This window comes from Enterobacter sp. WPR_3_1 (assembly GCF_003635055.1).
Lineage (GTDB): Bacteria > Pseudomonadota > Gammaproteobacteria > Enterobacterales > Enterobacteriaceae > Enterobacter > Enterobacter ludwigii.
Genome location: NZ_RBXU01000011.1, coordinates 225,042 through 237,932, shown reverse-complemented (window position 1 = coordinate 237,932; position 12,891 = coordinate 225,042). Strand labels below are relative to the sequence as shown.

11 protein-coding genes are annotated in these 12,891 nt (G+C 55.8%); 9 read left to right on the top strand and 2 right to left on the bottom strand.

Going from position 1 to position 12,891, the window contains the following annotated elements:
• Nucleotides 1-12: 12 nt before the first annotated feature.
• Both BJ887_RS15165 and mntS read right to left on the bottom strand, forming a co-directional pair.
• Complete coding sequence (locus BJ887_RS15165) at nucleotides 13-1,596, bottom strand: phosphoethanolamine transferase (RefSeq protein ID WP_121340070.1); 1,584 nt, start codon at nucleotides 1,594-1,596, stop codon at nucleotides 13-15.
• A 283-nt stretch (nucleotides 1,597-1,879) separates the two neighbouring features.
• Nucleotides 1,880-2,011: a manganase accumulation protein MntS gene (mntS, locus tag BJ887_RS15160; RefSeq protein WP_020884908.1), complete on the bottom strand. Its 132-nt coding sequence runs from the start codon at nucleotides 2,009-2,011 to the stop codon at nucleotides 1,880-1,882.
• 183 nt (nucleotides 2,012-2,194) lie between these two features.
• Here mntS and mntR point away from each other — a divergent pair, with 183 nt between their 5' ends.
• From mntR to BJ887_RS15115, 9 genes are all read left to right on the top strand, one after another.
• Nucleotides 2,195-2,668 carry a manganese-binding transcriptional regulator MntR gene (mntR, locus tag BJ887_RS15155; protein ID WP_014169260.1) on the top strand — a complete coding sequence of 158 codons (474 nt, stop codon included), beginning with the start codon at nucleotides 2,195-2,197 and terminating at the stop codon, nucleotides 2,666-2,668.
• Nucleotides 2,665-3,774 (top strand): anion transporter, encoded by a 1,110-nt coding sequence (locus tag BJ887_RS15150; RefSeq protein WP_040016987.1) that lies wholly within the window; start codon nucleotides 2,665-2,667, stop codon nucleotides 3,772-3,774. The genes mntR and BJ887_RS15150 overlap by 4 nt, the downstream gene beginning before the upstream one ends.
• Nucleotides 3,775-3,875: 101 nt before the next feature.
• Nucleotides 3,876-4,970: an HlyD family secretion protein gene (locus tag BJ887_RS15145; protein WP_020884906.1), complete on the top strand. Its 1,095-nt coding sequence runs from the start codon at nucleotides 3,876-3,878 to the stop codon at nucleotides 4,968-4,970.
• Nucleotides 4,967-6,538 carry a DHA2 family efflux MFS transporter permease subunit gene (locus tag BJ887_RS15140; RefSeq protein WP_014169264.1) on the top strand — a complete coding sequence of 524 codons (1,572 nt, stop codon included), beginning with the start codon at nucleotides 4,967-4,969 and terminating at the stop codon, nucleotides 6,536-6,538. Before BJ887_RS15145 ends, BJ887_RS15140 begins: the two co-directional genes overlap by 4 nt.
• Nucleotides 6,538-8,058 carry an efflux transporter outer membrane subunit gene (locus BJ887_RS15135; RefSeq protein WP_121340069.1) on the top strand — a complete coding sequence of 507 codons (1,521 nt, stop codon included), beginning with the start codon at nucleotides 6,538-6,540 and terminating at the stop codon, nucleotides 8,056-8,058. The genes BJ887_RS15140 and BJ887_RS15135 overlap by 1 nt, the downstream gene beginning before the upstream one ends.
• A gap of 106 nt (nucleotides 8,059-8,164) precedes the next feature.
• On the top strand, nucleotides 8,165-9,205 hold the full coding sequence (locus BJ887_RS15130) for an aldo/keto reductase (protein ID WP_014169266.1): 1,041 nt from the start codon (nucleotides 8,165-8,167) through the stop codon (nucleotides 9,203-9,205).
• 147 nt (nucleotides 9,206-9,352) lie between these two features.
• Nucleotides 9,353-10,729: a glycoside hydrolase family 1 protein gene (locus tag BJ887_RS15125; RefSeq protein WP_121340068.1), complete on the top strand. Its 1,377-nt coding sequence runs from the start codon at nucleotides 9,353-9,355 to the stop codon at nucleotides 10,727-10,729.
• A gap of 51 nt (nucleotides 10,730-10,780) precedes the next feature.
• Nucleotides 10,781-12,103, top strand: coding sequence for a PTS sugar transporter subunit IIC (locus tag BJ887_RS15120; RefSeq protein ID WP_032677738.1), 1,323 nt, complete (start codon nucleotides 10,781-10,783; stop codon nucleotides 12,101-12,103).
• 15 nt (nucleotides 12,104-12,118) lie between these two features.
• The gene (locus BJ887_RS15115) at nucleotides 12,119-12,835 is read left to right on the top strand and encodes a GntR family transcriptional regulator (RefSeq protein WP_014169269.1); all 717 of its coding nucleotides are present in this window, start codon (nucleotides 12,119-12,121) and stop codon (nucleotides 12,833-12,835) included.
• The last annotated feature ends 56 nt before the right edge of the window (nucleotides 12,836-12,891 follow it).

Below are 12,891 nucleotides of genomic sequence, written 5' to 3'. Positions count from 1 at the left end.
AGATTGCCCGGATTATTTACTCTTAATATCGAAGATATCGGTTCCCAGATGGTTATAGTCAACTTTCTGTAACTTGAAGTTGGTAATGTAAACTGGGGGAGCCTTCTTGTTAGAGACAAACGGGTACGCATTTTTTATCTGCTGTGCCGAAATCCCCGTCCACTGCGAGAAGAAGGTCAGGAAATCATTGGCCGAACGCCGCGCTTTAATAATGCGATGCGTTTTATCATCACTCGACACAACCATAAACGGTACCTGGAAGTTCTGCTGGAACTTATCGTCGTGCGCCAGATACTGCACCTCTTTACCGCGCTCTTTAAACGCCAGCCCGTGATCCGAGAAGTAGACCATCGAGAAACTGTCACCCGTATTGCGTAACTGCTCGTACAGTTTGCTCAGCAGGTCGTCGGTTTGCGTCATGGTGTAGAGATAGCATGAGGTCTCTTTGGATTGCACAAACTCTGCGTATTTACCGCCGGTCCGATCGCAGGCCTGCGGGTGAGACCCCATCAGGTGCAGAACAATCAGCTGCGGCTGGGTACGCGGAGAGGCAAAGACCTGCGCCGTCATTTTCAGCAACGCTTCATCTTTCGTGTTCTTGTCCGCTTCAAAATCACCGTTCTTCAGGAACTGCACTTCGTCGGCGCGTCTGGCGATACTGGCAATGGCCGTATCGTATTCGCCAATTTGTCCCTGATTGGAGAACCACCAGGTCTGGAAACCTGCGCGGTTCGCCAGGGTAACAAAGTTATCCTGAAACTGGGGTTTGTCATCGACCACCCGGTTCAGCGTCAGGCCGAGAGATTTCTGCGTTGAGCCGCTGGCCGCAACATAATCGGTAAACAGGGTGCCTTTGACCGAACTGGCGAACGGTGTGTTGTCCCAGTGTCCGCCAAATGCTCCCATGGCGTCGCGACGTGCACTTTCACCAATCACCACCACATAGGTGTGATATTTGGGCTTCACGGCCAGCACGTTCCAGGTGTCTTTCATATTTGAAAGCTCAGCCATACGTGCCTGTTCGTCGAGCACCTCTTTATTGTTAACGACGACGTCTTTCACAAATCGGAACACCGGATAGCCGGTATCCTTCAGCTTGAATACCCCACCCCAGGCCAGGTTTTGTACTGGTGCGACAAAGAATGCCAACACGCTGAACGCCAGGCACAGGTGCTCAATTTTTCCCCACGTTTTTTTCTCTTCCGCTTTACGGCGAACGGCTATCACGCCAAGGGCAAAGATAAAGAGGCCGACCACGTAGCTGTACCAGGGGAAGATCGTCAGGATCTCTGTCGACTCTTCCATATTGGTCGAGTGCAGCGCCAGCAGGGTATTAAAGTTCGGCGAGCCGTAAGCCTGACCAAACGGGAAATAGAGTGCAGCGACCAGAGAACAGATTCCGACTAACGTTTTTTGCGCGCGCGGAGCCGTTCGCCACAGCACATGCAATATGCAGGTAAAGGCCACGGCATAGAGCAGGCTAAAGGGATAGCCCAGCGCAAAGTTAATCAGTAATGACTGCAAAAAGTAAAATCCCGTCCACGGGCTTAAGGCCCGGCTACGGGTAACAACGGTGTCTATCAGGGTTAAATTCATAGGTCACTATCATGGATAAAAACGCCATGTGCTCACCCTGGCGTCAAGGGTCATAACCTGCCTGACAGTGCGTGGAGAGGGAATGAGGGTCCGCTTCAGCGAGCCGCAAATTGTGCAGGGCTGCAAGAAGATAGTGCGAGCGCTAAATAATAGCAACAGTTGCTAAGCAGATGTTTTGCGAAGGGGATTGCAAATCCGTAAAAAAGATCGGGAATAGGGCGGCTGAAAGCCAGTGTACAGAGGGTTTGTGACGGAAAAATGAAGCGGCGTACCGCAACGCCGCTTAGTGGGAAGGTTTGTCGTCCTGATGCGGGGGTTTGTTGTTAAACATATCGCACAGCATGTTCAACAGCATCAGGCGTACTTTAAAGGGAGAGTGGGTAAACACGTTCATACACCTCTTGAATTCGTTCATGAGACCTCCTGATTTTTGATCCCTTCGATCCGTGAAGGGTGACTGCATTACATACAGATATAGCACAGGCTATATTGTATAGCTATGGCTATTTCGTTAATTTTTTGTGCTTGTAGAGGGATGGTTTACAATGTGCGCTCTCGATACCGGGCGCTGGAAGCGTCACCCCACTGAGGAAGTACAATGAACCGTCGCGCAGGTAAGCCAACAATCAGAAAAACGACGCAACTGGTGAATGTTGAAGAACATGTCGAAGGTTTTCGCCAGGTACGTGAAGCGCACCGTCGTGAGTTGATTGATGACTATGTTGAACTGATTTCCGATTTGATTCGCGAGGTCGGGGAGGCGCGCCAGGTGGATATGGCTGCACGGCTGGGCGTTTCCCAACCGACAGTGGCAAAAATGTTAAAACGTCTGGCCTCCGTGGGCCTGATTGAAATGATCCCCTGGCGCGGCGTCTTTCTGACGCCGGAAGGGGAGAAACTCGCCCAGGAGAGTCGCGAGCGCCACCAGCTCGTCGAAAACTTCTTACTGGTGCTGGGCGTAAGCCCGGAAATTGCCCGCCGGGACGCGGAAGGAATGGAACACCACGTCAGCGAAGAGACGCTGGTTAAGTTTCGCGAATTTACCCTTAAATATGGTCCCTCCGCTGAATGAACATCCCCGGACTGCAGGCCCTGGCACGCGATCGTTTCTTCCATCTCTTATTCATCATTGGCGCAGTACTGAGCATCTTTGTGCCGTTTGCGCCACACACCTGGCCTGCGGTGATTGACTGGCGCACCATCATTACCCTCAGTGGACTGATGATGCTCACCAAAGGGGTAGAGTTGAGCGGCTATTTTGACGTCCTGGGACGTAAAATGGTGCGTCGCTTTGCCACTGAACGCCGCCTGGCGCTGTTTATGGTGTTCTCTGCTGCGGTGCTGTCGACGTTTCTGACCAACGACGTGGCGCTGTTTATCATCGTGCCACTCACGCTCACGTTGCGTAAGCTCTGCGAGATCCCGGTTAGCCGGCTGATCATTTTCGAGGCACTGGCCGTTAACGCCGGTTCGCTTCTGACCCCTATCGGCAACCCACAAAATATTCTCCTTTGGGGGCGCTCCGGGCTGTCGTTTGCCGCTTTTACCTGGCAGATGGCTCCGCTGGCGCTGGTGATGATGGTGTCGCTGCTGGCGGTCTGCTGGTTCGCGTTCCCGGTCAAAAAACTGCAGTACCACAGCGGTACCACGGGCCCGCAGTGGCAGCCGCGTCTGGTGTGGAGTTGTCTGGCGCTGTACATCGTTTTCCTGTTCGCGCTGGAACTGAAGTATGAACTGGCGGGCGTGCTGCTCGTCGCCGCCGGTTTTTTATTCCTGGCGCGGCGCGTGCTGGTCAGCGTGGACTGGACGTTACTGCTGGTCTTTATGGTGATGTTTATTGATGTGCATCTGCTTATCCAGCTTCCGGTACTGCAACACGTTCTGCACAGCGTCAGTGGCCTGTCGCAGCCGGGATTGTGGCTCACGGCGATTGGTCTGTCACAGTTCATCAGCAACGTGCCTTCCACCATTTTACTCCTCAACTACGTTCCCCCTGATACGCTGCTGGCGTGGGCGGTGAATATCGGCGGGTTTGGGCTGCTGCCCGGTTCGCTTGCTAACCTGATTGCCCTGCGTATGGCTAACGATCGTCGTATCTGGTGGCGTTTCCATGTCTGGTCGATCCCGATGCTGATTTGGGCCGCGGCGATCGGTTTCGGAATTTTCCTTCTCATATAGTGCGCAATTTGTCAGTTTTTCCTGGCAAACGTATAGCAACGTCCTAGCTTTAGTGAACGGCATAGTGTGATGCCGCTCACTGACAGGACTGTTGCTGACCTATGGCTGAAGATCAAAACCTGCCTGCTGACGAGCAGGAAAACAACACTAAACAGCGTAAGCGCCCGGGCAAAAAACCGTTAATCATCCTTGGCATTGTCGTGGTGGTGATGGTTATCGTGGCGCTGGTCTGGTGGTTTTTAACCCGTAACGAAGAGACCACTGACGACGCCTTTACCGACGGTGATGTGGTGACGATTGCCCCGAAAACGGCAGGCTATGTCACCGAGCTGCGTGTGCGCGATAACCAGCGGGTGAAAAAGGGCGACCTGCTGGTGGTTATCGATCCGCGTGATACCACTGCCCAGCGCGATCAGGCGCAGGCCCAGCTTGGGCTGGCGATCGCCCAGCTGCATCAGGCTCAGGCGCAGCTGGCGCTGTCAAAAGTCCAGTATCCCGCTCAGCGTGATGAAGCCAAAGCGCAGGTGATTAAAGCGCAGGCCGATCTGGCCAATGCGCAGGCGGAGTATCGCCGCCAGCGAGGCGTTGACCCGCGAGCGACCACCCAGCAAAGTATTGATACCGCCAATGCCCAGCTGCGCAGTGCCCAGGCGGGCCTGGCAAGTGCGCAGGCGCAGCTTGAAGTGGCGGAGCAGGTACAGCTGCAGATCCGCCAGCAGGAAACCAATGTGGAAGCGCGTCAGCGCCAGGTCGATCAGGCCAAAGCGCAGCTGGAAACCGCGACGCTGAACCTCTCTTACACCGAAGTCCGCGCCCCGTTTGACGGTTTTGTCACTAAACGCAACGTCCAGCCCGGCACCCTGGTGCAGGCGGGTACCGCGCTGTTTTCACTGGTCTCTCCGAATGTGTGGGTGGTGGCGAACTTTAAAGAGTCGCAGCTCGAACGCATGAAGCCGGGCGATAAGGTCGAGGTGTCCGTAGATGCTTGGCCGGATATGGCGCTCGAAGGCCATGTCGACAGTATTCAACAGGGCAGCGGCTCGCGCTTCTCCGCCTTCCCGTCGGAAAACGCTACCGGTAACTTTGTCAAAATCGTTCAGCGCGTGCCGGTGAAGATCGTGATTGATAAAGGGCTGGATCCCAACAAACCGTTGCCGCTTGGGCTGTCGGTGGCACCGAAGGTGACTGTGGAATGACGGATCACAGCCACGACAACTGGCGACCCGCCAGTAATCCGTGGGCGGTGGCGATTGTGGTCACGCTGGCGGTGTTTATGGAAATCCTCGACACCACTATCGTTAACGTGGCACTCCCGCATGTGGCCGGGTCGCTCTCGTCCAGCTACGACGAATCCACCTGGGTATTGACCAGCTACCTGGTGGCAAACGGCATAGTGCTGCCGATATCGGCTTTCCTGAGCCGGGTTTTTGGCCGCAAGCAGTTCTTCCTCATCTGCATCGTGATGTTCACCGTCTGTTCGTTCCTGTGCGGGATCGCCACCGAGCTGTGGCAAATCATTCTCTTTCGCGTAATGCAGGGCTTTTTCGGCGGGGGGCTGCAGCCCACGCAGCAGTCGGTGCTGCTCGACTACTTTAAACCCGAGGACCGGGGTAAAGCGTTTGGCCTGTCGTCAATCGCCATCATCGTTGCGCCGGTACTTGGCCCGACGCTGGGCGGCTGGATCACCGATAACTACTCCTGGCGCTGGGTTTTCTTCATCAACATTCCGGTGGGGATTGTAACGGTGCTGGCGATCTACCAGCTGCTGGAAGACCCGCCATGGGAAAGCAAATCGAAAGAGAAGCTGTCTATCGACTGGACGGGGATTGGCCTGATCGCGCTGGGGCTGGGCTGCCTGCAGGTGATGCTCGACCGGGGAGAAGATGAGGACTGGTTTTATTCGAACTTTATTCGCACCTTCGCCGTGCTGACGCTCATCGGCATTATTGGAGCGATTTACTGGCTGGTGTATGCCAAAAAACCGGTGGTAGATCTGCACTGCATGAAAGATCGCAACTTCGCCATCTCCAGCCTGCTGATGGCGGGCATGGCGATGATTCTGTACGGCAGTTCGGTGGTGATTCCGCAGCTTGCACAGCAGGATCTGGGCTACACCGCCACCTGGTCGGGGCTGGTGCTTTCGCCGGGCGCCGTGTTGATCGTATTGACTATCCCGCTGGTGCTGAAGCTGATGCCGGTGGTGCAGACGCGCTGGATTATCGCTTTCGGTTTTACCTGCCTGGCGGTGTCGTTCTTCTGGTCACGTACGCTGACTCCGGATATCGATTTCGAAACGCTGGTGCTGTTCCGCAGCGCCCAGTCGATAGGGCTTGGGTTCCTGTTTGTTCCTCTCACCACCATTGCTTTTATTTCGATACCGAGGCGGCTGAACGCCGATGCGGCGGCACTGTTTACCATGTTCCGCAACGTGGCGGGCTCAATTGGCATCTCGCTTTCTACGGCGGCCATTACCGAACGTTCTCAGGCGCACAGCGCGCATCTGGCCTATCACGCGTCACCGTTTAATGAACAGTTCCAGCTGGCGATACGCGAAAGCGCACAGGCGATCCAGAACTTCACCACTCAGGTCGGGGACCCTACCGGTATCGCCACCGGGCGCATGTATCAGACCATGATCGAGCAGTCGCGCTTCCTGGCGTATATCGACGTGTTCACCATTCTGAGCGTGGTAGCCATGTTACTGATTCCGTTTTGTTTGTTGCTCTCGCCGGTTAAGAGCGAGGGGAGTGCAGGAGCACATTGATGATACACAGACGTTTAACCCCCCTGATGATCATGCTGCTGGCAGGCTGTGCCGTGGGGCCGGATTACCAGCCGCCGGCGTCGCAGACCCCGACACACTGGAACGACCCGGGTGACAGCGGCGTGAAGTCAAAAACGGCCTCGACGGCAACCAACCCACGCTGGTGGAAAACCTTCGGTTCGCCGCAGCTGGACAGCCTGATAGAGCGCGCGATCGCGGGAAATTTATCCCTGCAGCAGACGGTATTGCGTATTGCCGGGGCGCGCGAACAGATTAACCAGGCGGGTGGGGCGTTTTACCCTTCCGTAAACGGTAATCTGCAGGCCACGCGCCAGCAGCTTGGGCTGGAGGGAGAGCTGAAATCCCACGGCGTGTACGACCAGCTTGATAACGTGGATCCTGAACTCAGGGGCGCGCTAGGGCCGCTGACGCAGCCGATCAATCTTTACCAGGGGAGCTTCGATGCGCAGTGGGAAATCGACCTGTGGGGCAAGGTGCGCCGACAGGTAGAGGCTGCCGAAGCGCAGCAGAAAGCGGCGATAGAGCAGCGTAACGACGCGCTGGTGTCGCTGGAGGCGGAAGTGGCGCGCGCATGGCTGCAGCTGCGGGGTGCGCAGAGCATCATTGCCACGCTGAACACCCAGATTAAGAGCGCGCAACAAACCCTGGAACTCACCGAAAGCCGCCAGCGGGGCGGGCTGTCACCGCAGATGGACGTTGAAAATGCGCGTGCCCAGTTGGGGAACCTCGAAGCGCAGCTTCCTCAGTATCAGGCCCAGGCACGGCAGGCAATGAATGGCCTCGCGATTTTACTCGGCAAGCCGCCGGGGGCGCTGGATGCGGAGCTGCAGTCGGCGCAGCCGATGCCCGCCCTGCCGGATATTGTACAAACGGGTATCCCATCCACGCTGGCCCGTCGTCGTCCTGACGTACGCGAGGCGGAAGCCAATCTCCACGCCGCCACGGCGCAAATTGGCGTTTCCGTGGCGCAGTTGTTCCCGAGCTTTACCCTCTCCGGGCAGTTCGGTCTGCGAAACAGCGAAACCAACTGGCTGACGGACTGGAGCAGCCACTTCTACAGCTTCGGCCCGCAGGTCTCGATACCGATTTTCCAGGGCGGAAGACTGGTGTCGAGCGTGAAGGTGGCGCGTGCGCAGCAGGGCGAGGCAGTGCTCGACTACCGCCAGACGGTGCTCACCGCGCTCGGGGACGTAGAGAATGCGCTAGTGAGCTATCGCACCGATCAGCAGCGTGAAGCCGGCCTTGCTAAAACCATCGATGCGTTGCAAAACGCGTTTGATTTGGCAAGCGACAGCTACCGGCAGGGGATCGCCAGCTTTATTGACGTGCTGGATGCCCAGCGGCAGCTGGCGCAGGCGCAGCAGCAACGCGCGCAGGCGCAGGTACAAAGCGCTCTCGATCTGGTGGCGCTCTACAAAGCGCTGGGCGGCGGCTGGGAGCCGTATCAGCAGGTGCAATTACCGGATTACAAGGTCTTTGGTGAGGCTCCGCGCGGATAAGATTCAGAGGATTGGGCAAGAAACGGACAGGAACACCACATTCGCGATGGCTATGGGGCGGGTATAACTATCGGGTACCCATCGAACGACATGCGAGGATTATCTTATGCGTTATCAAAAACTGGGCAATACCGGTCTGTTTGTGTCTGAACTGTGCCTTGGCACCATGACCTTCGGCGGAGAAGGCGGCATGTGGGGCAAGATTGGTCAGCTGCAGCAAAGTGAAGCCGAGCAGCTGGTGGGCCGTGCACTGGATGCCGGAATTAATTTCATCGATACCGCGGATGTGTATTCGGAAGGGCGCTCGGAGGAGATCACCGGCCAGGCGCTGAAGAACCTGAAAATTCCGCGCGAAAATGTGGTGGTTGCCACCAAAGTGTTTGGCGAAACGGGCACGGCCGGGGTGAACTCCCGCGGCAGTTCGCGCTATCACATCATCAGTAGCGTCAAAGAGAGCCTGCGCCGTCTGCAGCTCGATCATATCGATCTGTATCAGCTCCACGGTTTTGACCCGGCAACCCCGGTCGAAGAGATGCTCTACGCGCTGGATAACCTGGTGCAGCATGGGCACGTGCGTTATATCGGCGTCTCTAACTGGGCGGCGTGGCAGATTGCCAAAGCGCTGGGCATTTCCGAACGCCTTGGACTGGCGCGTTTTGCTTCGCTGCAGGCGTATTACACCATCGCCGGGCGCGATCTTGAGCGTGAACTGATACCGATGATGCAGAGTGAAGGCGTCGGGTTGATGGTCTGGAGCCCACTGGCAGGCGGTCTGCTTAGCGGAAAATATGGCCGTGACGGGCAGAGTGAATCCGGCGGTCGCCGCCTGGAATTTGACTTCCCGCCGGTGAATAAAGAGCGTGCTTTCGATTGCGTGGATGTGATGCGCACCCTGGCCGAGCGCAAGGGTGTCTCTGTGGCGCAAATTGCGCTGGCGTGGTTGCTGCATCAGAAGGCCGTAACCAGCGTCATTATTGGTGCCAAACGTGTCGACCAGCTGGACGACAACATTGCCGCCACCGGGATCCGTTTAAGCGAAGACGAGCTTAAACAGCTTGATGCCGTCAGCGCGCTGCCGCGCGAATACCCGGGCTGGATGCTGGAGCGGCAGGGTGAATATCGCCGTCATCAGCTCGCACAACAATAACCGTCCTTCCCCCCGGTCTCGCTTCGCTGACCGGGTTTTTTTCCCGCCTTGCTCACAAAAAACGATCCTCCTCTTTGATTGATTTTTCGTCTTCGCCTATATGACTAGTCATGAAATTTTAAATGACTAGTCATATAGGGAGCGATCATGAATCAATTTCTGCCAGCCAATTTTTTATGGGGCAATTCCGTATCCAGTATGCAGACGGAAGGGGCCTGGAATGAGGGAGGAAAGGGAATGTCGGTTTATGACATTCGCGAAGCCGGGGAGAACGTTTCTGACTGGAAAGTCGCGACCGATTCCTACCACCGCTATCGGGAAGATTTCGACCTGATGCAGGATCTGGGCATGAACTGCTACCGCTTTCAGATCGCCTGGAGCCGCGTATGTCCACAGGGCGACGGTGACTTCAACGACGAAGGTATCGCCTTTTATGACCGCTTTATTGACGATTTAATTGCCCGCGGCATTGAGCCGATGATCTGCCTCTACCACTTCGATATGCCGCTGGCGCTGGCGCAGGAGTACAACGGTTTTAACGATCGCCGTGTGATGGACGCGTTTATCCGCTACGGCAAAAAGATGATCGACTGTTACGGCGACCGGGTGAAGTACTGGCTGACGTTTAACGAGCAGAACATCTTCCACATGCCGGAAGCCTTCCGGATCTCGGGCTATATGAAAGGCGAGAAAACCCTGCGCGAGCTGTATGAACTGCAGCACCACACCATGGTCGCGCATATGACCCTGACCGAATACCTGCACCAGACCCGTCCGGGGCAGCTGATGGGCGGCATGCTGGCGCACCAGCTGGTCTATCCGGCGACCTGTAAACCGCGTGATATCTTCTGCGCCCAGCAGTATGACGAATTCCTCAACCAGAACCTGCTGCGCGTCTTTGCCGGCCAGGGTTACAGCCCGGCGGTGATGGCGGTCGTGGAACAGCAAGGTTTTGCGGATATCTACCGCGCTGAGGATCTTGCGCTGCTGGCGCGTACCAAAAACGACTATATGGCTTTCAGCTACTACGCCAGTAAAACCCTCAACAGTGATGCGATCCCCGAAGGAACGCCGGTCAACGATTACCTTCTGCACGGTGATAAAAATAACCCGTACCTGAAAGCGACCGAATGGAACTGGCAGATTGATCCGCTGGGCTTTCGCACCATCATCACCCGCTATTACAACGACTGGCGTATGCCGGTATTCCCGATTGAAAACGGTATTGGGGTGATCGAGTCCTGGGACGGTGTGAATCCGATTGAAGATACCTACCGTATTGACTACCACCGGGCGCATATCGAGGCGATGAAACAAGCCATGTTTGAGGATGGCGCAGAGGTGATCGGTTACCTCGGCTGGGGCTTAATCGACATTCTGAGTTCACAGGGAGACATGCGTAAGCGTTACGGCGTGGTCTATGTGAACCGTGAAAACCACGACCTGAAAGACTTGAAGCGCGTACCGAAGAAGAGCTACGCATGGTTGAAACAGGTTATCCATACCAACGGACGCGAGATGTAAGCCGTACGCTGCCGGGCCGTTTTTGTGACTGATTGAAGGGAAATATCCGCTATGTCTGAAACAAAAATAACACCGCATATGCAGTCTTTTGTCGACAGATTTGTTGAGTTCTCGGCGCGCCTGGCAAACCAGGTGCACCTGCGCTCCCTGCGCGATGCCTTCGCCACGGTCATGCCCATTTTCATCCTTGCCGGGCTGGCGGTGCTGGTGAATAACGTGGTATTTCCATGGATTTTTGAAGGCGACACGCTGGCGCATTTTAAGGTGTGGGGCGAGGCGATTATTAACGGTACGCTGAATATCGCCGCGCTGTTGCTGGCACCGATGATTGCCTGGTCGCTGGCACGCAACAAAGACTTCGACAACCCGGTCTCGGCAGTGGTTATCGCCATCAGCAGTTTTATCATTATGATGCCGATGCGCTTACAGCTCACGCCCGTCGGCAGCGACGCCACGGTGAACGTCACGCAGGTGCTGACGTTCTCCAATATCGGCTCAACCGGCATTTTTGCCGGGGTGCTGATTGGTCTGCTCTCAACGGAACTGTTTATCGCCATTTCTCGTCTGAAAGCGCTGCACATTTCTTTAGGTGAAAATGTACCGCCGGCGGTCAGCAAATCGTTTACCGCGCTGATCCCGACGATCCTGACGCTTTCCCTGTTTGCCATACTGGCCGCGCTTCTGGCGAACGTGTTGCACACGGATCTCATCCATCTGATCACCACTTTTATTCAGCAGCCGCTGCGCCTGATCAATACCAGCCTGCCGGGCACGATTTTTATCTATAGCTTTGGTAACTTCCTGTTCACGCTTGGGATCCATCAGTCGGTGGTTAACAGCGTGGTGCTGGAGCCGTTTCTGCTGATCAACACCAACGAGAATATGCTGGCCTTTGCCAACGGTCAGCCTGTCCCACATATCATCAATAATATCTTTGTACCGACCTTTGGTATGGTGGGGGGGACCGGCAGCACGATTTCCCTGTTGATTGCCATTTTCGTCTTCTCACGGCAAAAATCGGCGAAACAGGTGGCCCGTTTGTCGCTGGCGCCGGGCCTGTTTAACATCAACGAGCCGGTCATTTTTGGCCTGCCGATTGTGTTCAACCTGCCGCTGATGATCCCCTTTGTGCTGTTACCTGCCATAGGTATCTGGTTTGCGTGGTTCTGTACGACCCTGGGGTTAATGTCGCGCTGTGTGGTTATGATCCCGTGGACAACTCCGCCCATTCTGAGCGCCTGGCTGGCAACGGCAGGGGACTGGCGCGCCGTGGTCGTGCAGTTGGCAATCATTGTATTTGGTGTATTCTTCTACCTGCCTTTCCTCAAAATTGCCGAGAGAGTGGCATTAAAAAACAGCGGGACAGAAAACTAACAGAAAGGAAGGACGATGGCGGCGAAGTACATCACCATAGCGCGGGAAATTAAGAAACGCATTATTAGCCAGCAATACGCCGCCAACGAACCGCTCCCGGACCAGTTTGCCCTGGCGGCGGAGTTCAGCACCAGCCGGATGACCATACAGCAGGCCATACGCCAGTTAATTGTGGAAGGGCTGATCTATACCCGTCAGGGGCAGGGGACGTTTATCCGCAAAAATTTCCTGCAACTCTCGCAGTGGGATCTTTCCGGCAGCGACTACTTCGGCGCAACAAAAACCTGGGAGCATCTGGGCACCGTTTCCAGCGTCGTGGTCCATTTCGAGCTGCGCTTTCCGAACGAGAAGGAGCAGGCCTCGCTGATGATTAACGCCGATGCGCCTGTCTATGACTTTGTTCGGCTGCGTCTGCTTAACGGTGAGCCGATGTCGCTGGACTCCACCGTTATGCCGCTTAATCTGGTGCCCGGTCTGAATAAAAGCCATCTTGAAGGCTCCGTGTTCCGCTACGTGCAGGAGACGCTGGGGCTGAAAATTATGGGGTCGTACCGGGTGGTGCGGGCGCTAAAACCGAACGCGCTGGATATGCAACACCTTATCTGCGAGCAGACCGATCCGGTGCTGGAGGTGGAGCAGGTTATCTATCTGGAGGATGGCACACCGCTTGAGTATGCCCACTGTCACTACCGTTACGACCACGGCGGGATAGTTATCGTCAATAACGGATAAAAAAAAGCGGGCATCAGAGCCCGCTTTTTTATTCTCAGACCCGGTCAGCAAAGCGC

What these genes read in the sequence shown, in the direction of transcription:
- mntR (WP_014169260.1), top strand. Translation starts at nt 2,195, where the DNA reads ATGAACCGTCGCGCAGGTAAGCCAACAATCAGAAAAACGACGCAACTG.
- BJ887_RS15140 (WP_014169264.1), top strand. Translation starts at nt 4,967, where the DNA reads ATGACGGATCACAGCCACGACAACTGGCGACCCGCCAGTAATCCGTGG.
- BJ887_RS15115 (WP_014169269.1), top strand. Translation starts at nt 12,119, where the DNA reads ATGGCGGCGAAGTACATCACCATAGCGCGGGAAATTAAGAAACGCATT.
- BJ887_RS15165 (WP_121340070.1), bottom strand. Translation starts at nt 1,596, where the DNA reads ATGAATTTAACCCTGATAGACACCGTTGTTACCCGTAGCCGGGCCTTA.
- BJ887_RS15150 (WP_040016987.1), top strand. Translation starts at nt 2,665, where the DNA reads ATGAACATCCCCGGACTGCAGGCCCTGGCACGCGATCGTTTCTTCCAT.
- BJ887_RS15145 (WP_020884906.1), top strand. Translation starts at nt 3,876, where the DNA reads ATGGCTGAAGATCAAAACCTGCCTGCTGACGAGCAGGAAAACAACACT.
- BJ887_RS15120 (WP_032677738.1), top strand. Translation starts at nt 10,781, where the DNA reads ATGTCTGAAACAAAAATAACACCGCATATGCAGTCTTTTGTCGACAGA.
- BJ887_RS15135 (WP_121340069.1), top strand. Translation starts at nt 6,538, where the DNA reads ATGATACACAGACGTTTAACCCCCCTGATGATCATGCTGCTGGCAGGC.
- mntS (WP_020884908.1), bottom strand. Translation starts at nt 2,011, where the DNA reads ATGAACGAATTCAAGAGGTGTATGAACGTGTTTACCCACTCTCCCTTT.
- BJ887_RS15130 (WP_014169266.1), top strand. Translation starts at nt 8,165, where the DNA reads ATGCGTTATCAAAAACTGGGCAATACCGGTCTGTTTGTGTCTGAACTG.
- BJ887_RS15125 (WP_121340068.1), top strand. Translation starts at nt 9,353, where the DNA reads ATGAATCAATTTCTGCCAGCCAATTTTTTATGGGGCAATTCCGTATCC.